This window comes from Janibacter hoylei PVAS-1 (assembly GCF_004025845.1).
In the GTDB taxonomy this organism is placed as follows: domain Bacteria; phylum Actinomycetota; class Actinomycetes; order Actinomycetales; family Dermatophilaceae; genus Janibacter; species Janibacter hoylei.
Genome location: NZ_PIPF01000007.1, coordinates 86,253 through 110,295, shown reverse-complemented (window position 1 = coordinate 110,295; position 24,043 = coordinate 86,253). Strand labels below are relative to the sequence as shown.

The following is a 24,043-nucleotide window of genomic DNA, read 5'->3' as shown; positions in this document are numbered from 1 at the left end:
GGCGGCGTCGCGACCACCTCAGCGGCGCCGGCCGCGTCGCTCGCGCACCCGCACGCTGATCTCGATGGGCGTGCCCTCGAAGCCGAACTCCTCACGCAGCCGCCGCTCGAGGAAGCGCCGGTAGCCAGCCTCGATGAAGCCCGAAGCGAAGATGACGAAGCGCGGCGGACGGGTGGACGCCTGGGTGGCGAAGAGGATGCGGGGCTGCTTGCCGCCGCGCACCGGGTGCGGGTGCGACGAGGCGATCTCGCCGAGCACCGCGTTGAGCCGCGACGTGGGCACGCGGCGGTCCCACGACTCCAGCGCCGTGTCGAGCGCGGGGGTCAGCCGGTCGACGTGGCGGCCGGTCTGGGCCGAGAGGTTCACGCGCGGGGCCCACGTGACCTGCACGAGATCGCGCTCGATCTCGCGCTCGAGGTAGAAGCGTCGCTCCTCGTCGAGCAGGTCCCACTTGTTGTACCCGATGACGAGCGCCCGACCGGCCTCGACGACCTGGCTGATGATGCGCAGGTCCTGCTCCGTGATCGGCTCGTGCGTGTCGATGAGCACGACGGCGACCTCGGCCTTCTCGAGCGCGGCCTGCGTGCGGAGCGAGGCGTAGAAGTCGGCGCCTCGGGTCTGGTGGACCCGCCGACGGATACCGGCGGTGTCGACGAAGCGCCACTGCCGACCACCGACCTCGACGAGCTCGTCGACCGGGTCGCGGGTCGTCCCGGCGACGTTGTCCACCACGACCCGCTCCTCGCCCGCGAGCTTGTTGAGCAGGCTGGACTTGCCGACATTGGGGCGGCCGATGAGCGCGACCCGGCGGGGACCCCCTTCGGGCACCGCGCCACCACGAGCGGAGACCTCGGGCAGCACGTCGAGGACGGCGTCGAGCGCGTCCCCGCTCCCCCGGCCGTGCAGCGCGGAGACCGGATGGGGCTCGCCGAGCCCGAGGTTCCACAGCGCGGCCGCGTCCGGCTCGAAGCGCTGGTCGTCCACCTTGTTGGCGACGAGCACGACCGGCTTGCCGGACGCGCGCAGCAGCTTGACGACGGCCTCGTCGTCGTCCGTGGCACCGACGACCGCGTCGACGACGAAGACGACGACGTCGGCCATGTCGATGGCGACCTCGGCCTGCTCGGCGACACGCAGGTGGATGCCCTGGGCGCCGATCTCCCAGCCACCGGTGTCGAGCAGGGTGAATCGGCGGCCCGACCACTCCGCGTCGTAGGCGACCCGGTCGCGGGTCACGCCGGGCGTGTCCTCGACGACGGCCTCACGACGGCGCAGCACACGGTTGACGAAGGTCGACTTGCCGACATTGGGCCGTCCGACGATGGCGACGACCGGCAGCGGTCCGGCCGCGACCTCGTCGGCCTCCGGCTGGAAGCCGTCGATGATCGCCCGGTCCTCGGCCGTCAGCTCGAAGTCCTCGAGCCCGGCACGCAGCACCCGCTCGACGCCCTCGGCGTGCGCCGCGTCATCCGTCCCGGTGGGGTCGGTGGGTTCAGGGGTGGTGTTCAACGGTGCTCCTGGAGAGTTGGTGGTGTCGCCCATTGTCGCAGCCACCGGCCGGTGGCGGCTGGTGGTCGGGGCGGGTCAGCGACCGCGCGCGGCATCGACGAGCGACATCACCGCGTCGATCGATCCTGCGAAGTCGAGGTCCGAGGTGTCGACGACGGTCACGCCGTCGGCCGCCTCGGTGAACTGCGAGACGGTCGAGTCGTCACGGTCGCGACGGACGACCTGGTCGCGGGTCGCCGCGATGGAGGCCTCGTCGGTGGCGCCGTGAACCTCGAGCGAGCGACGGCGCAGGCGCGCCTCCTCACTGGCGGTGAGCAGGATCCGCACGGCGGCGTCCGGGGCGATGACCGTCGTGACGTCCCGCCCTTCGGCGACGCAGGCCCCGTGCCGGGCGGCGATGTCGTCGATGAGCGCACGCTGCCGACGCTGCATCTCCACGCGCACGTCCGGGACCGTGGCGACGGTCGAGACCAGCGAGGAGATCTCGCTCGTGCGGATGTCCGCTGCGACGTCCGTGCCGTCGACGGTGACGCTGGGTGCCTGCGGGTCGTCACCGATGTCGAGCGGCAGAGCGACGGCGGCTGCGGTGATGGCCGCGGCGTCACCGAGGTCGACCTCGGTGTGCCGGCACCACCACGTGAGGGCCCGGTACATGGCGCCCGTGTCGAGGTAGCCGGCACCGAGCCGCGTCGCGACCGCACGGGAGACGCTGGACTTGCCGGAGCCCGAGGGGCCGTCGATGGCGATGACGAAGGGGGCGGGCTGGCTGGTCACGAGGGCCCAGCCTAGTCGCCCGTCAGGAGTGCAGCTGCCACCCTCGCGTCGTGAGGGCCTCGGTGAGCGGACCGGCTGCGGCCGGGAGCACGGAGACCTCCGCCAGACCGAAGGGCAGGCCCAGCCCGTGGTCGAGGCGCAGGTCCTCCATGTTGACCCCCGCGTCACCGATGTCGGTGAGGAGTCGGGCGACCTCGCCGGGGCGGTCGTCGACGACCACGCTGACGACGGCGTAGGTGGCGGGCGGCGCACCGTGCTTGCCGGGGATGCGGGCGTGACCGGCATTGCCGTCGGCGATGGCGCGGGCCAGCACGGCCCGCGCCCCCGGGGCATCGGCCACGTCGTCCTCGTCGGCGCCGAGGGCCTCGAGCGCGGCGACGAGCTCACCGAGGTCGTCCCGCACGGAGCGCAGGACGTCGGCGACCGCGAGTGCATTGCCGGAGAGGATCTGGGTCCACAGCCCGGGGTCGCTGGCCGCGATGCGCGTGACGTCACGCACGCCCTGACCGGCGAGGCCGACGGCTTCGTCACTCAGGTGCTCGAGGCGGGCGGCGACGAGAGACGCCGCCACCTGGGGCACGTGGGAGACCGCGGCCACGGCAGCGTCGTGCTCGGCCGGGCTGAGCGTCGTGACCGCGGCACCCGTCGCGCGGGCCACCGCAGCGACGAGCTCGGTCGCGGCGGGGTCGCTGCCCGGGTGCGGGCAGAGCACCCAGGCGCGCCCGGTGAAGAGGTCACCGCGGGCGCTGATGGCCCCCGAGCGCTCGCGGCCGGCCATGGGGTGGCTGCCGACGTAGCGGTCGATGGGCACGCCGGCACGGGAGACGTCGGCGAGGACCACCTGCTTGACCGAGGCGACGTCGGTGACCACGGCGTCGGGCCAGCGCTCGAGGGCACGGAGCACCAGCCGCGGGGAGACGTCGGGTGGCGCGGCGACGACCACGACCCCCGGGGCCACCTCCCCGCTGATCCGGCCGGCGCCGAGGTCGCGGGCCAGGGCGGCCGAGGTCTCCGACTGGTCCTCGAGGCTGACGTCGACCCCGACCGCGGTCAGGGCGAGCCCGATGCTCGTCCCGATGAGCCCGGTGCCGATGACGTGCACCGGAGGGAGTGCTGTGGCTGCCCCCTTCGCCTCGTCGGCCGTGGTCACAGCCCGGCAGCCTTGTACAGGTCGCTGATCTCCTGCCGGCTGAGGTTGCGCCACCGGCCCGACTTCGTCGTGCCGAGCGTGATCGGGCCGACCTGGGTCCGCACGAGCGAGAGGACCGGGTGGCCCACGTGGTCGAGCATGCGGCGGACGATGTGCTTGCGCCCCTCGTGGAGGATGACCTCGACGATCGCCTTGCCCGGCCGGGAGTCGACGACCTTGAAGGAGTCGACCCGCACCGGACCGTCCTCGAGCTCGACCCCGTCGCGCAGCCGCTTGCCGAGGTCCTTGGGCACGGGGCCGGGGATCTCCGCGATGTAGGTCTTGAGCACGCCGTGGGCGGGGTGCTGGAGGCGGTGCGCGAGGTCGCCGTCGTTGGTGAGGATGAGCAGGCCCTCGGTGTCGGCGTCCAGCCGCCCGACGTGGAAGAGCCGCTCGGGTCGCCCGGCGACGTAGTCGCCGATGCTCACCCGGCCCAGCTCGTCGGACATCGTCGTGACCACACCGGTGGGCTTGTTGAAGGCGAGGTAGACGCGCGACTCGTCGAGGTGCACCCGCTCGCCGTCGACGTGGACGGTCTGCCGCAGCGGGTCGACGCGCACGCCGAGCTCACGCACGACCTGTCCGTCGACCTCGACGCGCCCCTCGCTGATGAGCAGCTCGCAGGCGCGGCGGGAGCCGATGCCCGCCGCGGCGAGCACCTTCTGCAGGCGGGTGCCCTGGGGGTCGTGGACGTCGATCGTGGGTGCCTGCGGGGGCTCGGGGGCCAGCTGCGGCTGTCCCTGCCGGCTGCGGCCGCTCGTGCCGCGGTCGGGCTGCGGGCGCCGGCCGGGTCGGGGCGGCTTCTTGGGTCCCTTGCCGCGGGGTGCACCCTGCGGTCCTCCGGGGCGACGGTTCTGGGGCGGGGTCATGGGCGGGCCTCATTCACGAGTTCGTCGAGCACTGCGGCATCGGGCAGGTAGGGGGCGATCGGCGGGAGGTCGTCGAGCGTGTTCAGACCCATCCGCTCGAGGAAGTACGGGGTCGTCCCGTAGAGCGTCGCATTGGACTCCTCGTCCTTGGTGACCTCGACGATGAGGCCGCGGGTGAGGAGGGTGCGCACGACACCGTCGACGTTGACCCCGCGGATCGCGCCGATGCGCGCCCGCGAGATCGGCTGCCGGTAGGCGATGACGGCGAGGGTCTCGAGGGAGGCGGTCGTCAGGCGGGACTGCTGACCGTCCAGGACGAAGCGCTCGACGACCGGGGCGTAGGCGTGGTGGCTGTAGAAGCGCCATCCTCCCCCCACGTTGCGCACGGTGAAGCCGTGCCGGCCGTCGGCGTAGGCCTCCTCGAGGGCGCCGAGGTGCTCTCGGATCTCCTCGACGGGCAGCTCGAGAGCCGACGACAGCGCGTGGTCGGTGACGGGCTCCTCGACGATCATCAGCACGGCCTCGATGGCGCCGCGGGCGCCGCCGGGCAGGTCTCCGACGTCGAAGGCGACCTGCACGTCGTCCCCCTCCGGCACGCCCGCCGGTGGGGCGGTCGCGGCGGAGGGTGAGGGTGTCGGCTCACTCATCGGGCATCTCCTCCTCGGACGAAGGGGGCGGTGCCTCCCCTTCGTCGAACTCGGCACCGACGTCCACGGTGCCCTCCTGGCTACCGGTCCAGCTGACCTCGAGGTCGCCGAGGGCCTCGGGCTGGTCGAGCGCGACCTGCTTGTCGCGGAAGAGCTCGAGCAGCGCGAGGAAGCGGGCCACGACGACGAGCGTCGAGTCCGCGTCCTGCACGAGCGTGCGGAAGGAGAGCGTGCCCTCCGACCGCAGCCGGTCGACGACGAGGGCCGCCTGCTCGCGGACGCTGACGGCGGGTGCGTGCAGGTGGGTCAGGCCGACGGTCTCGGGCTCCTTGGGGGTGAGCGCCCGGGCGGCGACCATGGCCAGCTGCTCGGGCGTCACGCTGATGACCAGCTCCGGGAGGAGCGAGGCGAGGTGGGGCTCGAGACCGGCTTGGCGTGGCGTCATCCGGCCGGTCGTCGCGAGCGTCTCGCCGAAGCGCGCGGCCACGTCCTTGAAGGCGCGGTACTGCAGCAGGCGGGCGAAGAGCAGGTCACGGGCCTCGATGAGCTCGAGGTCCTCCTCGTCACCATCACCCGTGTTGGGCAGCAGGCGCGATGCCTTGATGTCGAGCAGCGTGGCCGCGACGAGGAGGAACTCGCTCGTCTGACCCAGGTCCCATGACGGCTCGCTAGCCTGAAGCGCGCGCAGGTGCACCATGAACTCGTCGGTGACCTTGGCCAACGCGATCTCGGTGATGTCCAGCTGGTGCTTGCTGATCAGCCCCAGGAGCAGGTCGAAGGGCCCCTCGAAGTTGTCGAGATGGACGGTGAAGGCCTGCTCCGCACCCCGCTTGGTGATGACACCGCCGGGGACGGCGACGTCGGGGTCCGGCGCGTGGGACTCGGTGGCCTCGGGGGCCGTAGTGGCCGGTGGGGCCTCCACGGGTATCAGGGAGCGCCGCCGCGCGAGATCAGCTCGCGGGCCAGCTGCCGGTAGGCGTTGGCCCCCGAGTGACCGGTGGCGTAGGTGGTGATCGGCTCGGCCGCGAGCGTGGCGTCGGGGAACTTCACCGTGCGGGAGATGACGGTGTGGAAGACCTTGTCCCCGAAGTGGTCGACGACCGACCCGACGACCTCGCGGCTGTGCAGGGTACGGCCGTCGTACATCGTCGCGAGGATGCCGTCGACGGTCAGGCCGGGGTTGAGCCGATCGGTGATCTTGTCGATGGTCTCGACGAGCAGCGCGACACCTCGCATGGCGAAGTACTCGGTCTCGAGCGGGATGATCACGCCGTGGGCGGCCGTGAGGGCGTTGACGGTCAGCAGGCCGAGAGAGGGCTGGCAGTCGATGAGGACGACGTCGTAGTCGTCGAGGACGGGCCGGAGCACGCGGGCGAGGATCTGCTCTCGGGCGACCTCGCCGACGAGCTGGACCTCGGCCGCGGACAGGTCGATGTTGGCCGGGGCGACGTCGAGCCCCGGCACGGAGGTGTGCTGGATGATCTCGGTGATCTCGTGGCCGCGGGAGACGAGCAGGTCGTAGATCGTCGTGTCGAGGGTGTGCGTCGGCACGCCCAGCCCCACGGAGAGGGCGCCCTGCGGGTCGAAGTCGACGAGCAGGACCCGTCGACCGGCCTCCGCGAGAGCGGCGCCGAGGTTGATGGTGGTCGTCGTCTTGCCGACGCCGCCCTTCTGGTTGCACATCGCGATGATGCGGGCGGGGCCGTGCGATGCCAGGGGCTCGGGCTCCGGGAAGGAGGGCATGGGTCGGCCGGTCGGACCGTACTGGGTCAGGTCGTGCTCGAGGTCGAGCGGCGGCGTCACCTCTGATGCCACAGTCGGATCACTCCATCGTCGTGGGTCGGTCAGCCTCTCGCTGATCAGCGATGACCCTATCAGCGGGCTCGGGGGTGGGCCTGCGCGTAGACCTCGCGCAGCTGCTGCACGGTGACCATCGTGTAGATCTGCGTCGTCGTCACCGAGGCGTGCCCGAGCAGCTCCTGCACGACGCGCACGTCGGCGCCGCCCTCCAGCAGGTGGGTGGCGAAGGAGTGCCTCAGGGTGTGTGGCGAGACGTGCCCGGAGAGCCCGGCCCGATCTGCCGCCGTCGTGATGACGGCCCACGCGCTCTGCCGGGACAGCCGGGCGCCCCGGCGGTTGAGGAAGACGGCGGGGCCGGCGCGGCCGGCGCTCGCCAGCTCGGGGCGGCCGCGCACCAGCCAGGCCTGGACGGCCTCGACGGCGTAGCTGCCGATGGGGACGATGCGCTCCTTGCCCCCCTTGCCGAGCAGGCGCGCAGCGCCCACCTCGAGGTCGAGGTCGTCGATGTCCAGGCCCACGACCTCGGAGATGCGAGCTCCGGTGCCGTAGAGCAGCTCGAGGAGCGCCCGGTCGCGCAGGGGCACCGGGCCGTCCCCGACTCCGGCCGCGTCGATGAGCCGGGTCACCTCGTCGAGTCGGATCGCCTTGGGCAGACGCGAAGGGGGTGACGGCGGCGCCACGTCCTCGGCCGGGTTGTGGTCGGTGAGGCCCTCGAGCGCGAGGAACTTGTGCAGGCCGCGGACGGCGACGAGGGTGCGGGCCGCGGAACTGGCCGCGAGCGGCGGGTGGTCGGCGTCGCCGGTGCGCAGTGCGGCGAGGAAGGCGGAGACGTGCTGCTCGGTCACCTCACCCGGGTCGGTGACACCAGCCGCTGCAAGGTGGTCGAGATAGCGACCGGCGTCTCGCGCGTAGGCGCTCAGCGTGTGGGCGGAGACCCCGCGCTCGACGTCGAGCTGGGTGAGCCAGGTGCGCACGGCCCGCTGGAGGGGGGTCGGGCGGCTCACCGTCGGTGTCGGCCTCTCTCGGGTCGGGGTCGTGCCGTGGGCACCCCATTGTGCCCACGGGTGGTCGCGACCACGGCGAGGAGTCTAATGGGGTCATGAAGCTGTATGCGGATCTCCCGGCCCGACGTCTTGGTCAGGTCGTCGCCGACCTCCTCATGATCGCCTGGGTCTTCCTCTGGGCACGCGTGGGCCGGGCGGTGCACAACTCGACCCTGGAGCTCGCCGAGCCGGGCCACCGACTCGAGTCCGCCGGGTCCGGGTTTCGGGACAAGCTGACGACGGCGGGCAACACCGTCGACGACCTGCCGGTGCTCGACGACAAGGTGGCCACCCCCTTCCGCGATGCCGCCGGGGCCGGGACGACGATCGAGGAGGCTGGCCGAGACCTCGTGAGCGCGGTGGAGAGCCTCGCCACGACCCTCGGCTGGGTGACGGCGCTGACGCCGATCCTCATCGTCGGCGCCTTCTGGCTCGCGGCGCGGTGGCGCTTCGTCCGCCGGGCGACGGCGGCGCAGTCCCTCGTCGACAGCGTCGACGACCTCGACCTCTTCGCCCTGCGGGCAATGTCCAACCAGCCGCTGCAACGACTCTCCCGGATCAGCCCCGACCCAGCCGGGGCGTGGCGGCGTGGCGACCGGGAGGTGATCCGCGACCTCGCCCTCCTCGAGCTCTCGGACTGCGGCCTCCGGCCCCCCCAGAGGACGGGCGGCGCCCCCTCGGCCACTGCACCCTGAGGTCAGCTCGACGGGGTCGACGTGGGGCTCTGTCCACACCCGGGATCACCACGGAGGCGCCCTCCTCAGGCCTCACGTCCGTCTGGTGCTGCCCTGACTCCCCCGCCAGCATCGACGCATGGACCAGTCACCGATCGCCTGCCCCATGTCGTGCCCGGTCGGCACCGCACCCGACGACTACGAGCCCTGCACCGCCTGCCCCTCGTGGCCGTGCGCGGAGCGCAGGTGGGTGGCCGCCGGACGCAGGGTCGGCCTGCTGTCACGCCGGTTTCGCCGACTCCATCGGCTGACCCAGCGGCAGCTGGCCACCCGCCTCGGGTGGAGCCCAGCCACGGTGGGCCGGATGGAGGTCGACGCCGCGTCGCTCCCCTTCGGCGCGGTCGTGAGCCTGCTGGCGGAGGTGGGCTACAGGGTGGCCTTCGTCGACGCGAGCGACGACGACCCCCTCCCCTCGGGGGCCGTCACGGGGCCCGCCGCACGCAACCGCCGCCAGGACCCGGTGCTCCCCGGGCCGGAGGGGATCTGGCGTCGTGCAGCGAGCTAGCTCACTCCCCCAGGGCGACCACTCGTGGCTGCAGGTCCTCGACGGGGCAGGTCCACGACTCGGCCGCGGCATCCACCTGCTCGCCGGAGCGGATGTCCTTGACCTGGTCGCCACCGGAGTCTCTCGCACCCGGGAACCACACATGCGGGATCCCGCGACGCTCGGCGAAGCGGATCTGCTTGCCGAACTTCGCCGCCGCCGGGGCGACCTCGCACGGGATGCCGCGCGCCCGCAGCGCCGTCGCGACGGCCACGGAGCGGGGGCGGCTCCCTTCGTCCGTGACGGCCACGAGGACCGCCGAGGGCGACTTCCGGGTGGCCCCGACCAGCCCCTTGCCGAGGAGGAGACCCAGCAGGCGCGACAAGCCGATCGAGATGCCCACCCCCGGATAGGTCGTCTTGCCGTCGGTGGCCAGCTCGTCGTACCGACCACCGGAGCAGAAGGACCCCCACGACTCGTAGCCCACGAGCTGCGTCTCGTAGACGGTGCCGGTGTAGTAGTCCAGGCCGCGGGCGATCCGCAGGTCGGCGACCATCGCACCGGGCGCCGCCGCGGCCCCGGTCTCGATGACCGCGGCCAGTGCGGCCAGACCCTCGTCGAGCACGGGGTTCTCCACACCCAGGGCACGCACCCGGTCGACGAAGGTGGTGTCTTCGGTCCGGATGGCCGCGAGGTCGAGGCAGGCCTGCGCCTGCTCCGTGGTGCGACCCGCCTCGACGAGCAGGGCGGCCACCTTGTCCGGCCCGATCTTGTCGAGCTTGTCGACGATGCGCAGCGTGCCCGCCACGTCGTCGATGCCCAGACCCCGGTAGAAGCCCTCGGGGATCTTGCGGTTGTTGACCTGGATGATCATCTGCGGGATGGGCAGCTTGGCGAAGATCTCCGCCATGACCAGCGGCATCTCGGCCTCGAAGTGCGGCGCCAGCTCACCCGCGTCGACGACGTCGATGTCGCACTGGGTGAACTCGCGGTAGCGCCCCTCCTGCGGCCGCTCACCGCGCCAGACCTTCTGGATCTGGTGACGGCGGAAGGGGAAGTTGAGCCGACCCGCGTTTTCCACGACGTACCGGGCGAAGGGGACGGTGAGGTCGAAGTGCAGTCCGAGCTGGCCTTCGCGACCGCCGGCGGCACCCCCTTCGTCATCGGCCAGGCGGTGGATCCCGTAGATCTCCTTGTCCGCGTCGCCGCCCTTGCCGAGAAGCCGCTCGACCGGCTCGACCGCGCGGGTCTCGATCGACGGGAAACCGTGCAGCTCGAAGGTCGAGCGGATGACGTCGATGAAGTGCTGCTCGACGATGCGCTGCTCGGGCAGGTACTCGGGAAAGCCGGAGAGCGGGGTGACCTTCGTGGGGCGGGCGGCGGGGTGGGTCATCACAGTCCTTGCAGGTACGGGTTGGTCGCCTTCTCACGGCCCAGCGTCGTCGCGGGTCCGTGGCCGGGCAGGACGAGGCTGGAGTCGGGGCGGGGATGGACCACCCGACGGAGGGAGTCCTGCATCGCCTCGTGCGACCCGCCCGGCAGGTCGGTCCGCCCGATCGACCCGGCGAAGAGCACGTCGCCCGTGATCAGCGTGCGGTCGACCTCCGCGTCGGCGGGCACGCCGTCCGGCACGCGCGGCATCGCAAACATCACCGAGCCCTCGGTGTGCCCGGGTGCGTGCAGCACCTCGAGGTCGATGCCTGCGACGCTCACCGTCTCGCTGTCGGTCACCTCGACGACTCGCTCGGGCTCGCGCCAGGTGGCCTTCTTGCCGAACTGCTGCTCGAGCATGCCGCTGAGCGCCGGCCCGAGGGAGGAGGAGCCGAGGGGGTCGACGAGGCGGTAGCGGTCATCGGTGTGGATGTAGGCGGCGAGCTCGCCACCGCAGACGGGTGTCACGGAGAAGACGTGGTCGACGTGGCCGTGGGTGAGCAGGACCGCCGCCGGCTTGAGCCGGTGCGTCGTGAGGACCTCGCGCAAGGTCTCCTCGATGCCGATGCCCGGGTCGACGATGATGCACTCCTCGCCCGGGCCGTCGGCGATGACGTAGCAGTTGGTCCCGAAGGCCTGCGCCGGGAAGGGGATGGTCAGCACGGTCCAACCCTACGTGCGCGCCCCGCCCGGTCACGTGAATGGGTAACCTCGGGCCTGTGAGTGACGACACCAACGCCCCGCGCCCTTCGGCGCCCTCGCCTGCGGCACTGGCCCGCATGGCCCCCCGCCCGACCCCGACCCCCGCCGCCGAGGCCCCCGCGATGACGACGGACCACTCGGCCTCCGCTGACTTCGGCCGGGTCGACGAGGAGGGCAAGGTCTTCGTCAAGGACGGAGAGGGCGAACGCGAGGTCGGCTCCTACCCCGGCGCCACCCCCGAGGAGGCCCTGCAGTACTTCGCCCGCAAGTACGACGAGCTCTTCGCCTCCGCCACCCTGCTGCGCCAGCGTCTCGACGTCCCCGACGTCTCCGCCAAGGAGATCGGTGACGGCCTGAAGACCCTGCGGGAGCACGCGGAGCAGCCCAACGTGGTCGGCGACCTGCCGGCTCTGAGTGCGCTCGTCGCCGAGCTCGAAGAAGGCCTGACCGCCAAGCGTCAGACCGAGTCCGCTGTCCGCGCCGAGGCCAAGAAGGTCGCTGCGGCCGAGCGCGAGGCGATCGTCGCCGAGGCCGAGCAGATCGCCGCCCAGCCCGTCGACAACGTGCACTGGAAGCAGTCGACGACCCGGATGCGGGCCCTCCTCGACGAGTGGAAGGCGCACCAGCGGGGCAAGGCGCGCCTCGACAAGGACGTGGAGAGCGCACTGTGGCAGCGCTTCTCGAAGGCTCGCAACGGCTTCGACAAGACCCGGCGCGCCCACTTCGCCCACCTCGAGCAGAGTCGTGGGGAGGCCAAGTCGGTCAAGGAGGACCTCGTCGTCCAGGCCGAGCGGCTGTCCACCTCGACCGACTGGAACGCCACGGCCGGTGCCTTCAAGCGGCTGATGGACGAGTGGCGCCGGGCGGGTCGTGCGGGGCGCCAGGACGACGACAAGCTGTGGGAGCGCTTCCGCACCGCGCAGGACGCCTTCTTCAACGCCAAGGACGCCGAGGCGGCCAAGGAGGACGAGGCCCACCAGGGCAACCTCGCGGTCAAGGAGGGCCTGCTCGCCGAGGCCCAGGCGCTGTTGCCGGTCAAGGACCTCGACAAGACGAAGGCCGCTCTCCGCTCCATCCAGGACCGCTGGGAGGCCGCGGGCAAGGTGCCGCGCGCTGACGTCTCCCGGATGGAAAAGGGGATGCAGCGGGTCGAGCAGGCGGTGCGCGATGTCGAGGACAAGAAGTGGTCCTCGTCCAACCCCGAGCTGTCCGCCCGAGCCAGCTCCTTGGCCTCCCAGCTCGAGGCGAAGGTCGCCGAGCTGCAGGCCGATGCGGACGCTGCAGAGGCCAAGGGTGATGCCGCGAAGGCGACGAAGCTGCGTGAGCAACTGGCCGCCCAGCAGGCGTGGCTCGACCAGGCCCGCAAGGGCCTCGACGAGTTCGGCGGCTGACCCCCCACGGTCCCTGCCCTTCGAGACGCCGCTGGCACGCCTCCTCAGGAACCGGAGCAAGGCCGCCTGCGGCCGCAGCGTCTCGAAGGGTCCGTCACCCCTGCAGAGCGGACCGCAGCACAGCGGACGTGGAGGCGCGGTGGCGCAGCGTCAAGCCGAAGTCGAGGACGACGACGTGACCACACGACGACGAAGGACTTCGGCAGCTCGCCGCCGCACCTCCACGGGAGCGGGCATGGTCCCCGGCCCTTCGAGATGGTCGCTGCGCGACCTCCTCAGGGACCGGTCGGGGGTCGGGCCCCCTTATCCTCAGGGACCGGTCGGGGGTCGGGCCCCCTTCTCCTCAGGGACCGGTCTGGGGTCGGGCTCTCTTCTCCTCAGGAACCGGCGTCAGCCCTACTTGCTCGACCCGCCGGAGATGCGGAAGCAGTCGAAGACGGACTCGATGCGCTTGACCTGCTGCATGACGTGGCTGAGGTGCGCGACCTCCCCCATCTCGAAGGTGAACCGCAGGATCGCCACGCGGTCACGTGACGTCTGCACGGCTGCCGACAGGATGTTGACTCCGGACTCCGAGAGCACCCGGGTGACGTCGGAGAGCAGACCGGCCCGGTCGAGAGCCTCGACCTGGACCTGGACGAGGAAGACGCTCGAGCTGCTGGGCGCCCACTCGACCTCGATGAGCCGCTCGGACTCCTTCTTCAGCGAGGTCGCGTTGGGGCAGTTGACCCGGTGCACGGAGACGCCGTTGCCGCGCGTGATGAAGCCCATGATCTCGTCCCCGGGGACGGGCGTGCAGCACTTGGCGAGCTTGACCCAGAGGTCTTCCATGCCCTTGACGACGACACCCGGGTCGTTGTTCGAGTTCCGGCTGCGGCCGACGGGGCCCGGCAGCGTCGCCTCGGCGAGGTCCTCGGTCGCACCGTCCTCACCCCCGGCGGCGGCGATGAGGCGTGAGACGACGTGCTGGGCGGAGACGTGCCCCTCCCCGACCGCGGCGTAGAGCCCGTCGACGTCCTGCCGCCGAAGCTCGCTCGCGACGGCCGTGAGGCTCTCGACGGTGACGATGCGGTGGAGCGGCAGGTTTTGCTTGCGCACGACCTTGGCGATGGCCTCCTTGCCGGAGTCGACCATCTCCTCACGGCGCTCCTTGGTGAACCACTGCTTGATCTTGTTGCGCGCACGGGCGGAGCGGACGAAGTTCAACCAGTCACGCGACGGCCCCGCTCCTTCGGCCTTCGAGGTGAGGACCTCCACGGCGTCGCCGTTCTCCAGCGGAGAGTCGAGGGGCACGAGGCGACCGTTGACGCGGGCGCCGATGCAGCGGTGCCCGACCTCGGTGTGCACGGCGTAGGCGAAGTCGACCGCGGTCGACCCGGCCGGCAGCGCGATGACCTGTCCCTTCGGCGTGAAGGCGTAGACCTCGCGCGTGTTGATCTCGTAGCGCAGGGAGTCGAGGAACTCACTGGGGTCGGCCGTCTCGCGCTGCCAGTCGAGGAGCTGACGCAGCCAGGCCATCTCCCCCATCTGCCCGTCGTCGACCTTGCCGCCGTCCGGGTTGCCACGGTCCTTGTACTTCCAGTGGGCGGCGACGCCGTACTCGGCGCGTCGGTGCATCTGGTGGGTGCGGATCTGGATCTCGACCGGCTTGCCCTGAGGTCCGATGACCGTCGTGTGCAGCGACTGGTACATGTTGAACTTCGGCAAGGAGATGTAGTCCTTGAAGCGCCCAGGCAGCGGGTTCCAGCGGGCGTGGAGTGCACCGAGCGCCGCGTAGCAGTCACGGACGGTGTCGACCAGGACGCGCACGGCGACGAGGTCGTAGATCTCGCCGAACTCGCGGCCGCCGACGATCATCTTCTGGTACACGGAGTAGTAGTGCTTGGGCCGCCCGGTGACCGTGGCCTTGATCCGGGCCTCGCGCAGGTCGGTGACCACCTGGGCCTTGACGGTCGTCAGGTACTCCTCGCGGGCAGGTGCTCGCTCCGCGACGAGCCGGACGATCTCCTCGTACACCTTCGGGTACAAGGTGGCGAAGGCGAGGTCCTCCAGCTCCCACTTGATGGTGTTCATCCCGAGGCGATGGGCCAGCGGCGCATAGATCTCGAGGGTCTCCTGCGCCTTGCGCTGGGCCGACCCGGCGGACACGTACCGCCACGTGCGCGCATTGTGCAGCCGGTCGGCGAGCTTGATGACGAGGACCCGGATGTCGCGCGCCATGGCGACGATCATCTTGCGCACGGTCTCTGCCTGCGCGTTGTCGCCGTAGGTCACCTTGTCGAGCTTGGTGACGCCGTCGACGAGCTTGGCCACCTCCGAGCCGAACTCCTCCTCGAGGTCATCGAGCGAGTAGTCGGTGTCCTCGACCGTGTCGTGGAGCAGTGCTGCGGCCAGGGTCACGGGGGTCATGCCCAGCTCGGCCAGGATCGTGGCCACCGCCAGCGGGTGGGTGATGTAGGGGTCGCCGCTCTTGCGGACCTGATCACGGTGAGCGCGCTCAGCGACGTCGTAGGCGCGCTCGATGACTGACAGGTCGGCTTTGGGGTGGCTCTGGCGCACGATCTGCAGCAGCGGGTCCAGGACCCCCGGAGTGGCCGCGCGCCCGCTGCCGATGCGGGCCAGCGAGGCGCGCGCCAAGGACCGTGGGGAGAACCCGCCGCCGGTGTTGCGCTCGCTCATGGAGTGAGCCTAGACCGTGAGCAGGCTCCGCACGGCACGGCCTGCCAGTGCGCGACGTCCGTCGAGGGCCTCCAGCTCGACGAGGACCTCCACCCCCGGCACCTGTGCGCCGCAGGTCTCGAGGAGCGTGCACGCCGCGGCGGCCGTGCCACCCGTGGCGAGCACGTCGTCCACGACGAGCACGCTGGCACCCGGCGTGAGCGCGTCGGCGTGCACCTCGATGCGCGCCGTGCCGTACTCGAGCGCGTAGTCGAGCCCGACCGTCTCCCCCGGCAGCTTGCCGGCCTTGCGCACGGGCACGAAGCCGACCCCCAGGTGCAGCGCGATGGCCGCGCCGAAGATGAAGCCGCGGGCCTCGAGCCCCGCGACTCGGTCGACCTTCCCCCGCCACGGCTCGGCGTGGGCCTCCACGACCGCCGCGAAGAGCTCGGCGTCGGCCAGGAGCGGTGTGATGTCCTTGAAGGTCACGCCCGGCTCGGGGAAGTCCGGGACGTCCCGCAGACCCGCACGGATGCGGTCCTGCAGGGCGGCGTCCGTCACGACGTGCCCCGACGGTTGCGCGGGGTCTTCTTCGGCTGGTTGCGTGGCCCGCCCGACTGGGCGTACTTGTGCACCTTGCGCCCGGTCACCGTCTGCGGCCCGTCGGTGTCGACGGGCTCGGCGTCCTGTCTGTCGCCCGACGCAGGCGTCGTCGCCGACGTGCCGGAGGGCGACGAGGCCGACTCCGAGCTGTCCGCGGGCACCGACGTCGCCAGGACGGGCGAGCGCCGCTGCTCACGGGCCTGGTGCTTGTCGGCGTCCGCGGCCAGCTTGACGACCTCCGGGTCCTTGCGGCGCAGGTCCACGAGGAGCGGGGTCGCGATGAAGACCGAGGAGAAGGCGCCGACCGTGGTGCCGATGAAGAGCGCCAGCGACAGGTCGAGCAGCGTGCCGGGGCCGAGCACCGCGAAGCCGATGATGATGACCGCAAGCACCGGCAGGTTGGCGATGACCGTCGTGTTGATCGACCGGACGAGGGTCTGGTTGACCGCGAGGTTGGCCGCGTCGGCGAAGCTCATCCGTCGGTTGGCAAAGGCCGCACGGGTGTTTTCCTTGACGTGGTCGAAGACGACGACCGTGTCGTACAGGGAGTAGCCGAGGACCGTGAGGAAGCCGATCATCGTCGCCGGGGAGACCTCGAAGCCGGTCCACGTGTAGATGCCGACGGTGATGAGCATGTCGTGGGCGAGGGCGATCATCGACGCCACGGCCATCTTGAGGTTGCGGTAGTACAGCGCCATCATCGCGGTCGTCAGCACGAGGAAGACGACGAGGGCGCGCAGTGCCTGCTGGCTCACCGACTTGCCCCACGACGGACCGATGAAGTTGGAGCTGACCTTGTTGGTCTCGACGTCGAAGGCCGTGGCCAGGGCACGCGAGACCTGACGGGCCTCGTCGTTGCTCAGCTCCTCGGTCTGCACCCGCACGGTGCTGCCACCGAGTGTCGAGACATTGGCCGACGAGTCGCCACCGGCCACCTCGCGGACGGCGTCGGTCGCCCGCTGCTCGTAGTCACTGGGCGCCGACTGGGTCGCGACCCGGAACTCGGAGCCGCCGGTGAACTCGAGGCTGAGGTTGAGGCCTTGGACGACGAAGCCCAGGGCTGCGACGACCATGATCAGGGCCGACCACAGGTACCAGGTGCGCGAGCGACCGACGAAGTCGATCGAGCGCTTGCCCGTGTAGAGGTCATTGCCCCAGTCCGCCATGCGGCTCATCGCGCGCCTCCCTCGGCCGGCACGGTCGCCGGGTTGTCACGGTCGGTCCCCTCGATGTCGAAGTTGCCACGGCCCTTGTACCGGACCTTGGCCTCCCGCAGCGTGTTGACGTCGAAGCCGGACCACCGGTGCCCCGACGAGAAGAACTTGCCGCGCGCGAGGATGGTGAGCATCGGGTGCGTGAAGAGCCAGAAGATGGCGAGGTCGATGATCGTCGTCAGGCCGAGCGTGAAGGCGAAGCCCCGCACACCCGAGCTCGCGAGGACGTAGAGGATGACGGCGGCGAGGAAGTTGACGCCGTCGGCCACGAGGATGGTGCCCTTGGCACGCGCCCAGCCGGCCTCGACGGCGGCACGCAGGTTTCTCCCTTCGCGCAGCTCGTCCCTCACTCTCTCGAAGTAGACGATGAAGCTGTCCGCGGTGACGCCGATGGCGATGATCAGACCGGTCACGCCCGCCATGTCGAGGCGATAGTTGTAGCCCCATGACAGGAGGGCTATGGCCAGGTAGGTGATGCCGAAGGCGATGACCATCGAGCCCACGACCACGACCGAGAGCGCACGGTACTGGACCAGGGCGTAGCCGAAGACGATGAGCAGGCCGATGATGCCGGCGATGATCCCGTAGCGCAGCTGCTCCGAGCCGAGCGTCGGGCTGATCTCCTGACGGGTCTGCACGTCGAAGGAGAGCGGGAGGGCTCCGAACTTCAGCGACTTCGCCAGGCTCCTGGCCTCCTCGATGGTGAAGCCGGAGATGCTCGCCTGACCGTTGGGGATGGCCTCGTTGAAGCCGGGGTCGATGAGCACCTGCGAGTCGAGGACGGCTGCCAGTGCGTTGTACTTGCCGGGCGGGTTGGTCGGGTTGGCGGGCGACAGCCCGGGCAGCTGGACCATGTCCTTGGAGACGTCGCCGTACTCACCGCGACCCTTGCTCGTCAGGGTCAGGGAGATCTCGGGCTCGTTGGTCTGCTGGCCCTGCGGGCCGACGCGGTAGCCCGCCTCGGCATTGGCGATCTCCGTACCGGCGACGACGACCGGACCGAGCACGTACTTGAGCGAGCCGTCCTGCTTGCAGGCGACGATGGCCTCGTCGGTCTTCGTCGAGGGAGTCTCCTCCGGAGGCTTCGAGCAGTCGAGGTCCTGGAAGTCCTTCCACAGGTCGCTGCTGATGTTGTTGGGGTCGATCGGGCCGGTCGGCTCGGCCGTCGGCTTCCAGTCCTGGGCGGGAGCGGTCGACGACCCGGTGGCCGACGAGCTCTTCGACGAGGTCGCCGAGCCCGAGCTCTTGCCCGAGGTGGAGGAGCTCGGCTCCGGCTCGGCCGTGCGCTGCCGGTCACGGGAGGCGGAGGTCGAGCTGCTGCGGCTGGCGCTCGGCTGCGAGGTCTGCGACGAGCTCTTCGACGAGCCGGAGGTCGGGCTCGACGAGCCCGAGGTGGCGCTGCCGCTCGGGGTCGGCTCGAGCATCTCCTCGCTGCCGATGTCGGTCGCGAGCACGGGGCGGAACTGCATCTGCGAGGACGCCGCGATGGCGTCCTCCTGCTCCTTGGTCGGGGTCCCCGGCATGGCGACGACGATGTTGGAGTCGCCCTGCGTGGTCACCTCAGCACCGGTGGTGCCCTGGGAGTCGATGCGCTGGACGATGATATCGCGGGCCTCGGCGAGCTGCTGCTGCGAGACGGTGCCACCGCCCTCGACGCGCGGCTCGAGGACGATCTGGGTGCCACCGGCGAGGTCGAGCCCCAGCCGCGGCGCCCAGGACGCGTCCTTCTGCCAGACGCCGTACCCGAGGGCTCCGGTGAGGACGATGATCCCAGCGAAGAGCCAGACGAGGGTGCGCTTGGCGTGGTCCTTGCGGGCCACGTCCTTGGTGCGTCGGCGCTCCGCCATGTCAGTCCTGCCCGCCCTGCTCGGTGGTGTCGGTGGGTTCGACCTTCATGCCGATCGCTCGTCGGTCCAGGGTGAGGACGGTGCCGGGGGCGACCTCGAGGCGCACCCGCTCGTCGTCCAGCTCGGTGATGCGCCCCAAGATGCCCGAGGTCGTGAAGACCTCTTCCCCCACCTGGAGGGAGGCCGTGAACTCCGCCATGGTCTTGTGCCGACGTCGCGTGGTCCAGAGCATGAATCCGATGAGGATCAGCGGGAGGATCAGCAGGATCAGGCTGGCGCTCTGCGAGCCTTGGTTCATGGGTGCGGACTTCCTGGGTCGGGGCTGCGAGGTCGACGCCGACGTCACAGCGGCTCGGGGGGACCCGAGCCAGTGGTCGAGTCTAGGTCAGCGGTCGTGACGTCTCCAACGGACACGACGGTGGCGGGGTGCCCGATCAGCCGAGCCGGCCGCTGTCGGAGCGATGCGGGATGGGAAGGGGGATCTGCTCACCGTCGGGCGGGGCGAGCCCGAGGTGCTGCCAGGCCGCGGCCGTGGCCAGCCGACCGCGCGGACTGCGGACGATGAAGCCCTCCCGCACGAGATAGGGCTCGGCGACCGTCTCGACGGTGTCGGTCTCCTCCCCCACGGCGACGGCGAGCGTCGACAGTCCGACGGGTCCGCCTCCGAAGCGTCGGCACATCGCGTCGAGCACCGCGCGGTCGAGCCGGTCGAGGCCGGCCTCGTCGACGTCGAAGAGGGTGAGGGCTGCCCGGGCCGCCGTGAGGTCGACCTGGCCCGTGCCGTGGACCTGGGCCCAGTCCCGCACGCGGCGCAGCAGGCGGTTGGCGATGCGTGGCGTGCCCCGGGAGCGCAGGGCGATCTCGGCGAGAGCGTCCTCGTCCGCGGCGACCCCGAGGAGCCGGGCGCTGCGCGCGAGGATCTGCTCGAGGTCGCGCACGTCGTAGAAGTCCAGGTGACCCGTGAAGCCAAAGCGGTCGCGCAGCGGCGCCGGCAGCAGGCCCGCGCGGGTGGTCGCCCCCACGACGGTGAAGGGGGGCAGCTCCAGCGGGATGGCCGTGGCCCCCGGCCCCTTGCCGACGACGACGTCGACCCGGAAGTCCTCCATGGCGAGGTAGAGCATCTCCTCGGCGGGTCGGGACATCCGGTGGATCTCGTCGAGGAAGAGCACCTCCCCCTCGACGAGGGAGGACAGCACCGACGCGAGGTCTCCTGCGTGCTGGATCGCCGGCCCCGACGTGACGCGGATGGGCTGCTCCAGCTCGGCGGCGACGATCATCGCCAGGGTCGTCTTGCCCAGGCCTGGAGGTCCGGAGAGCAGCACGTGGTCCGGGGGTGCGCCACGTCGGCGGGCCGCCTCGAGGACGAGGCCGAGCTGGTCGCGGACCTTGGGCTGACCGGGGAACTCCGCGAGGCGGCGGGGCCGCAGCGCGGCCTCCACGGTCGAGTCGTCGTCGGTGCCGCCGGCGTCGACGATGCGGGCGGTGGCGTCGAAGGAGCCGTCGCCCTCGCGGGGGTCCTCGTCGGCCACCCGCATCTCGGAGCTGAAGCCGCTCATCGGGCGAGCACCTGCAGGGCTGCGCGCAGTGCGCGGGAGACGTCGCCGCCCTCGTGCTCGTCGGCCACGGCGGCGACCGCGTCTGCGGACTGCTTGGCCGAGTAGCCCAGACCCACGAGTGCCTCCGTGACCTGGTCCTGCCAGCCGGTGGTGGGGGCCGACACCCCGCTGGGCGCTCCCTCGCCCCCGGGCACGTGGGGCAGCTTGTCGCGCAGCTCGAGGGCGATGCGTTCGGCCCCCTTCTTGCCGATGCCGGGCACCTTGGTGAGGGTCGCGATGTCGTCGCCCGCCACCGCCGCCGCGAGCTGCTCCGGGCTGAGGACGGACAGGATGGCCATGGCGACCCGTGGCCCGACCCCGGTCACGGTCTGGGCCAGCTCGAAGGTGTCGCGCTCCCCCGGCGTCGCGAAGCCGTAGAGGGTCATCGAGTCCTCGCGGACCACCATGCTCGTCGCCAGCTCGACCGCGGCACCGGTGCGGCACCCGGCCGCCACGGCCGGCGGGGTGTGGACGAGCAGACCGACGCCGTGGACGTCGACGACGACCCGGTCGAGCCCGACGTGCTGGGCGGTGCCGGTGACGGAGGCGATCACGAGCCGGCCACCGCTCGCAGTCGGGCCCGTTCGCTGGCTGCCGCCAGCTCGCGTCGGGCGGTGCCCGCACCCCGCCACTGGTGGCAGATGGCGAGGGCGAGGGCATCGGCCGCGTCGGCCGGCTTCGGCGGCTCGGAGAGGGAGAGGATGCGGGTGACCATCGTCGTGATCTGCGCCTTGTCTGCCCGGCCGGAGCCGGAGACGGCTGCCTTGACCTCGGTGGGCGTGTGGAGGGTGACGGGGAGCCCGCGCCTGGCCCCGGCGAGCAGCACCAGACCACTGACCTGGGCGGTCGTCATGACCGTCGGGACGTGGTCGGCCGCGTAGACCCGCTCGAGGGCGATGGCATCGGGCTCGAAACGGTCGAGCCAGGCGTCGAGCTGGTCCTGCACGTAGACGAGCCGCTCGCCGGTGTCGCGCTCGCTGGAGGTGCGCACGACGCCGACGGCCACCATGCGCAGGGCGCGGGACTGCCCTTCGACGACGCCGAGGCCGCACCGGGTCAGGCCGGGGTCCACGCCGAGCACGCGCACGGGGACCTCCTCCGACCTCGACTAGAACACCTGTTCTACGAGGCTACGTGTCGGCGACGACGGGTGCGCCGCCGACACGCCGGATCACTCCTCGTCGGCCTCGAGCTGGGCGAGGACCTCGTCGGAGATGTCGCCGTTGGTGTAGACGTCCTGGACGTCGTCGCTGTCCTCGAGGGCCTCGACGACGCGGATCATCTTCTTGGCGCCCTCGGCGTCGAGCGGCACCTGCATGCTCGGCAGGAAGGAGGCCTCGGCGGAGTCGTAGTCGACGCCCGCCTCCTGCAGCGCGGTGCGGACGGCGACGAAGTCGGTCGCCTCGGAGACGATCTGCCAGGTCTCGCCGAAGTCGTTGATCTCCTCCGCCCCCGCCTCGAGGACGATCTCGAGGAGCTCGTCCTCCCCCTTCTCCGCCTTGGGCACCATGACGACGCCCTTGCGGTTGAAGAGGTAGGCCACCGAGTTGGGGTCGGCGAGGCTGCCGCCGTTGCGGGACAGGGCGGTGCGGACCTCGGTCGCCGCGCGGTTCTTGTTGTCCGTGAGGCACTCGATGAGGATCGCGACGCCGCCGGGGGCGTAGCCCTCGTAGGTGATGTTTTCCCAGTCGGCGCCACCGGCCTCGGCGCCGGAGCCGCGCTTGACGGCGCGATCGATGTTGTCGTTGGGGACCGAGCTCTTCTTGGCCTTCTGGACCGCGTCGTAGAGCGTGGGGTTGCCGGCCAGGTCGCCGCCGCCGGTCCGCGCCGCCACCTCGATGTTCTTGATGAGCTTGGCGAAGAGCTTGCCGCGCTTGGCGTCGATCGCCGCCTTCTTGTGCTTCGTGGTTGCCCACTTGGAGTGGCCGGACACGTTGGTCTCCTCGATGTTGCTGGCAGGTGGTCCGAGGGTCGATCCTACGCGGCCGCGCGCACCATCTCGACGAAGAGACGGTGTACCCGGGCGTCACCGGTCACCTCGGGGTGGAAGCTCGTGGCGAGGAGTCGCCCTTGCCGCACGACGACGGGACGGTCCGCCCCCTTCGCCCCGACGGTCGCGAGCACCTCGACCTGCGGACCGGCCTGCTCGACCCACGGCGCTCGGATGAAGACCGCGCGGACCGGCCCTCCGTCGACACCCGTCACCTCGAGGTCGGTCTCGTACGAGTCGACCTGTCGTCCGAAGGCATTGCGCCGCACCGTGAGGTCAAGACCCCCGAGGGTCTGCTGGTCGGGGTGCCCGTCGACGATCCGGTCCGCAAGGAGGATCATCCCGGCGCAGCTGCCGTAAACGGGCAGCCCGTCGGCGATCCGAGCGCGAAGGGGGTCCCGCAGCCCGAAGGTGCGGGTGAGCTTGTCGATGGTCGTCGACTCACCACCCGGCAGGACGAGGCCGTCGAGCGTCGCGAGCTCGTCGGGCCGGCGCACGGCGACCGTGCGCGCCCCCGCCGCCTCGAGCGCGGCCCGGTGCTCCCGGACGTCGCCCTGGACGGCGAGGACGCCGATGGAGGGCGTCGTCACCAGCCGCGCTCGGCGAACTGGATGGAGCGGGCCGGCTCGTCGACGTTGATGCCGACCATGGCCTCGCCCAGCCCGCGGGAGACCTTGGCCAGGGTGTCGGGGTCGTCGTGGAAGGTCGTCGCCTTGACGATCGCTTCGGCCCGCTGTGCCGGGTTGCCCGACTTGAAGATGCCGGAGCCGACGAAGACGCCTTCGGCACCCAGCTGCATCATCATCGCGGCGTCGGCCGGCGTGGCGATGCCACCGGCGGTGAAGAGGACGACGGGCAGCTTGCCGGACTCCGCCACCTCCTTGACGAGCTCGAAGGGGGCCTGCAACTCCTTCGCCGCCACGTACAGCTCGTCCTCGGCCAGCCCCTGCAGCCGGCGGATCTCCTGCCGGATCTGCCGCATGTGGGTCGTCGCGTTGGACACGTCACCGGTGCCGGCCTCGCCCTTCGAACGGATCATCGCGGCGCCCTCGGTGATGCGGCGCAGCGCCTCGCCCAGGTTGGTCGCACCGCAGACGAAGGGGACGGTGAAGCCCCACTTGTCGATGTGGTTGGCGTAGTCGGCCGGGGTGAGCACCTCGGACTCGTCGATGTAGTCGACACCGAGCGACTGGAGGACCTGCGCCTCGACGAAGTGGCCGATGCGCGCCTTGGCCATGACCGGGATCGAGACGGCCTCGATGATCCCGTCGATCATGTCGGGGTCGCTCATGCGGGAGACGCCACCCTGGGCGCGGATGTCCGCAGGGACGCGCTCGAGGGCCATGACGGCGACAGCGCCGGCGTCCTCGGCGATCTTCGCCTGCTCCGGCGTGACGACGTCCATGATGACGCCACCCTTGAGCATCTCGGCCATGCCGCGCTTGACGCGTGCGGTCCCGGTCGTCGTCTGCGTGCTCATGCTGTGCTCCCTCGTCGTGACCACGGGTGTGGCGCTTTTGATCTAGGCCAGAACCTAGCACGGCACAGGACAATGATCGGGCG

General features: G+C 71.1%; 24 protein-coding genes. 3 read left to right on the top strand and 21 right to left on the bottom strand.

Annotated elements, in window-relative coordinates:
• Positions 1-18 precede the first annotated feature (18 nt).
• The 8 genes from der to CWN80_RS07370 all read right to left on the bottom strand — a co-directional run bounded on the left by der (position 19) and on the right by CWN80_RS07370 (position 7,792).
• The gene (gene der, locus CWN80_RS07405) at positions 19-1,542 is read right to left on the bottom strand and encodes a ribosome biogenesis GTPase Der (protein ID WP_040881157.1); all 1,524 of its coding nucleotides are present in this window, start codon (positions 1,540-1,542) and stop codon (positions 19-21) included.
• A gap of 42 nt (positions 1,543-1,584) precedes the next feature.
• Entirely contained in the window at positions 1,585-2,283 is a 699-nt protein-coding gene (cmk, locus tag CWN80_RS07400; RefSeq protein ID WP_007927081.1) for a (d)CMP kinase, read from the bottom strand.
• Positions 2,284-2,305: 22 nt separating this feature from the next.
• Positions 2,306-3,433 carry a prephenate dehydrogenase gene (locus tag CWN80_RS07395; RefSeq protein ID WP_083853695.1) on the bottom strand — a complete coding sequence of 376 codons (1,128 nt, stop codon included), beginning with the start codon at positions 3,431-3,433 and terminating at the stop codon, positions 2,306-2,308.
• Entirely contained in the window at positions 3,430-4,341 is a 912-nt protein-coding gene (locus tag CWN80_RS07390; protein WP_007927076.1) for a pseudouridine synthase, read from the bottom strand. Before CWN80_RS07390 ends, CWN80_RS07395 begins: the two co-directional genes overlap by 4 nt.
• Entirely contained in the window at positions 4,338-4,988 is a 651-nt protein-coding gene (gene scpB, locus CWN80_RS07385) for an SMC-Scp complex subunit ScpB (RefSeq protein WP_007927074.1), read from the bottom strand. Before scpB ends, CWN80_RS07390 begins: the two co-directional genes overlap by 4 nt.
• Entirely contained in the window at positions 4,981-5,910 is a 930-nt protein-coding gene (locus tag CWN80_RS07380; protein ID WP_007927073.1) for a segregation and condensation protein A, read from the bottom strand. Before CWN80_RS07380 ends, scpB begins: the two co-directional genes overlap by 8 nt.
• A gap of 5 nt (positions 5,911-5,915) precedes the next feature.
• On the bottom strand, positions 5,916-6,731 hold the full coding sequence (locus tag CWN80_RS07375; protein WP_128277164.1) for a ParA family protein: 816 nt from the start codon (positions 6,729-6,731) through the stop codon (positions 5,916-5,918).
• A gap of 131 nt (positions 6,732-6,862) precedes the next feature.
• Positions 6,863-7,792 (bottom strand): site-specific tyrosine recombinase XerD, encoded by a 930-nt coding sequence (locus CWN80_RS07370; protein ID WP_007927069.1) that lies wholly within the window; start codon positions 7,790-7,792, stop codon positions 6,863-6,865.
• Between the two features lie 95 nt (positions 7,793-7,887).
• Here CWN80_RS07370 and CWN80_RS07365 point away from each other — a divergent pair, with 95 nt between their 5' ends.
• The gene (locus tag CWN80_RS07365; RefSeq protein WP_128277079.1) at positions 7,888-8,526 is read left to right on the top strand and encodes a hypothetical protein; all 639 of its coding nucleotides are present in this window, start codon (positions 7,888-7,890) and stop codon (positions 8,524-8,526) included.
• Positions 8,527-8,644: 118 nt separating this feature from the next.
• Positions 8,645-9,070, top strand: coding sequence for a helix-turn-helix domain-containing protein (locus CWN80_RS07360; RefSeq protein ID WP_083853694.1), 426 nt, complete (start codon positions 8,645-8,647; stop codon positions 9,068-9,070).
• A gap of 1 nt (position 9,071) precedes the next feature.
• On the opposite strand, the gene hisS is transcribed toward CWN80_RS07360, so the two are convergent.
• Together hisS and CWN80_RS07350 are read right to left on the bottom strand one after the other, a co-directional pair.
• Positions 9,072-10,442, bottom strand: coding sequence for a histidine--tRNA ligase (gene hisS, locus CWN80_RS07355; RefSeq protein ID WP_007927063.1), 1,371 nt, complete (start codon positions 10,440-10,442; stop codon positions 9,072-9,074).
• Positions 10,442-11,143, bottom strand: coding sequence for an MBL fold metallo-hydrolase (locus CWN80_RS07350; protein WP_128277078.1), 702 nt, complete (start codon positions 11,141-11,143; stop codon positions 10,442-10,444). Before CWN80_RS07350 ends, hisS begins: the two co-directional genes overlap by 1 nt.
• Positions 11,144-11,199: 56 nt before the next feature.
• Between CWN80_RS07350 and CWN80_RS07345 the strand changes: the two genes are divergently transcribed.
• Positions 11,200-12,573, top strand: a complete 1,374-nt coding sequence (locus CWN80_RS07345; RefSeq protein ID WP_238148109.1) for a DUF349 domain-containing protein — start codon at positions 11,200-11,202, stop codon at positions 12,571-12,573.
• 396 nt (positions 12,574-12,969) lie between these two features.
• On the opposite strand, the gene CWN80_RS07340 is transcribed toward CWN80_RS07345, so the two are convergent.
• The 11 genes from CWN80_RS07340 to pdxS form a co-directional block, all read right to left on the bottom strand.
• Positions 12,970-15,252 (bottom strand): RelA/SpoT family protein, encoded by a 2,283-nt coding sequence (locus tag CWN80_RS07340; protein WP_007927058.1) that lies wholly within the window; start codon positions 15,250-15,252, stop codon positions 12,970-12,972.
• A gap of 9 nt (positions 15,253-15,261) precedes the next feature.
• Entirely contained in the window at positions 15,262-15,792 is a 531-nt protein-coding gene (locus CWN80_RS07335) for an adenine phosphoribosyltransferase (RefSeq protein ID WP_007927056.1), read from the bottom strand.
• A complete protein-coding gene (secF, locus tag CWN80_RS07330) occupies positions 15,789-17,009 on the bottom strand; it encodes a protein translocase subunit SecF (protein WP_040881156.1) in 1,221 nt (406 codons plus the stop codon). The genes CWN80_RS07335 and secF overlap by 4 nt, the downstream gene beginning before the upstream one ends.
• A complete protein-coding gene (gene secD, locus CWN80_RS07325) occupies positions 17,006-18,895 on the bottom strand; it encodes a protein translocase subunit SecD (protein ID WP_007927051.1) in 1,890 nt (629 codons plus the stop codon). The genes secF and secD overlap by 4 nt, the downstream gene beginning before the upstream one ends.
• 1 nt (position 18,896) lies before the next feature.
• Positions 18,897-19,193: a preprotein translocase subunit YajC gene (gene yajC / locus CWN80_RS07320; protein WP_007927050.1), complete on the bottom strand. Its 297-nt coding sequence runs from the start codon at positions 19,191-19,193 to the stop codon at positions 18,897-18,899.
• 136 nt (positions 19,194-19,329) lie between these two features.
• Positions 19,330-20,451 (bottom strand): Holliday junction branch migration DNA helicase RuvB, encoded by a 1,122-nt coding sequence (gene ruvB, locus CWN80_RS07315; RefSeq protein ID WP_238148108.1) that lies wholly within the window; start codon positions 20,449-20,451, stop codon positions 19,330-19,332.
• Positions 20,448-21,044 (bottom strand): Holliday junction branch migration protein RuvA, encoded by a 597-nt coding sequence (ruvA, locus tag CWN80_RS07310; protein ID WP_007927046.1) that lies wholly within the window; start codon positions 21,042-21,044, stop codon positions 20,448-20,450. The genes ruvB and ruvA overlap by 4 nt, the downstream gene beginning before the upstream one ends.
• Positions 21,041-21,577, bottom strand: coding sequence for a crossover junction endodeoxyribonuclease RuvC (ruvC, locus tag CWN80_RS07305; protein WP_007927045.1), 537 nt, complete (start codon positions 21,575-21,577; stop codon positions 21,041-21,043). The genes ruvA and ruvC overlap by 4 nt, the downstream gene beginning before the upstream one ends.
• Positions 21,578-21,661: 84 nt before the next feature.
• Positions 21,662-22,423: a YebC/PmpR family DNA-binding transcriptional regulator gene (locus CWN80_RS07300; RefSeq protein ID WP_128277077.1), complete on the bottom strand. Its 762-nt coding sequence runs from the start codon at positions 22,421-22,423 to the stop codon at positions 21,662-21,664.
• A gap of 44 nt (positions 22,424-22,467) precedes the next feature.
• On the bottom strand, positions 22,468-23,070 hold the full coding sequence (gene pdxT / locus CWN80_RS07295; RefSeq protein ID WP_007927034.1) for a pyridoxal 5'-phosphate synthase glutaminase subunit PdxT: 603 nt from the start codon (positions 23,068-23,070) through the stop codon (positions 22,468-22,470).
• A complete protein-coding gene (pdxS, locus tag CWN80_RS07290) occupies positions 23,067-23,960 on the bottom strand; it encodes a pyridoxal 5'-phosphate synthase lyase subunit PdxS (protein WP_007927032.1) in 894 nt (297 codons plus the stop codon). The genes pdxT and pdxS overlap by 4 nt, the downstream gene beginning before the upstream one ends.
• Positions 23,961-24,043 lie beyond the last annotated feature (83 nt).

Bases quoted from the DNA above. Each gene is read 5' to 3' on its own strand.
- CWN80_RS07360 (WP_083853694.1), top strand. From the start codon at position 8,645: ATGGACCAGTCACCGATCGCCTGCCCCATGTCGTGCCCGGTCGGCACC.
- CWN80_RS07365 (WP_128277079.1), top strand. From the start codon at position 7,888: ATGAAGCTGTATGCGGATCTCCCGGCCCGACGTCTTGGTCAGGTCGTC.
- pdxS (WP_007927032.1), bottom strand. From the start codon at position 23,960: ATGAGCACGCAGACGACGACCGGGACCGCACGCGTCAAGCGCGGCATG.
- secF (WP_040881156.1), bottom strand. From the start codon at position 17,009: ATGAGCCGCATGGCGGACTGGGGCAATGACCTCTACACGGGCAAGCGC.
- secD (WP_007927051.1), bottom strand. From the start codon at position 18,895: ATGGCGGAGCGCCGACGCACCAAGGACGTGGCCCGCAAGGACCACGCC.
- CWN80_RS07340 (WP_007927058.1), bottom strand. From the start codon at position 15,252: ATGAGCGAGCGCAACACCGGCGGCGGGTTCTCCCCACGGTCCTTGGCG.
- CWN80_RS07390 (WP_007927076.1), bottom strand. From the start codon at position 4,341: ATGACCCCGCCCCAGAACCGTCGCCCCGGAGGACCGCAGGGTGCACCC.
- der (WP_040881157.1), bottom strand. From the start codon at position 1,542: ATGGGCGACACCACCAACTCTCCAGGAGCACCGTTGAACACCACCCCT.
- yajC (WP_007927050.1), bottom strand. From the start codon at position 19,193: ATGAACCAAGGCTCGCAGAGCGCCAGCCTGATCCTGCTGATCCTCCCG.
- CWN80_RS07375 (WP_128277164.1), bottom strand. From the start codon at position 6,731: ATGCCCTCCTTCCCGGAGCCCGAGCCCCTGGCATCGCACGGCCCCGCC.
- hisS (WP_007927063.1), bottom strand. From the start codon at position 10,442: ATGACCCACCCCGCCGCCCGCCCCACGAAGGTCACCCCGCTCTCCGGC.
- scpB (WP_007927074.1), bottom strand. From the start codon at position 4,988: ATGAGTGAGCCGACACCCTCACCCTCCGCCGCGACCGCCCCACCGGCG.
- ruvB (WP_238148108.1), bottom strand. From the start codon at position 20,451: ATGAGCGGCTTCAGCTCCGAGATGCGGGTGGCCGACGAGGACCCCCGC.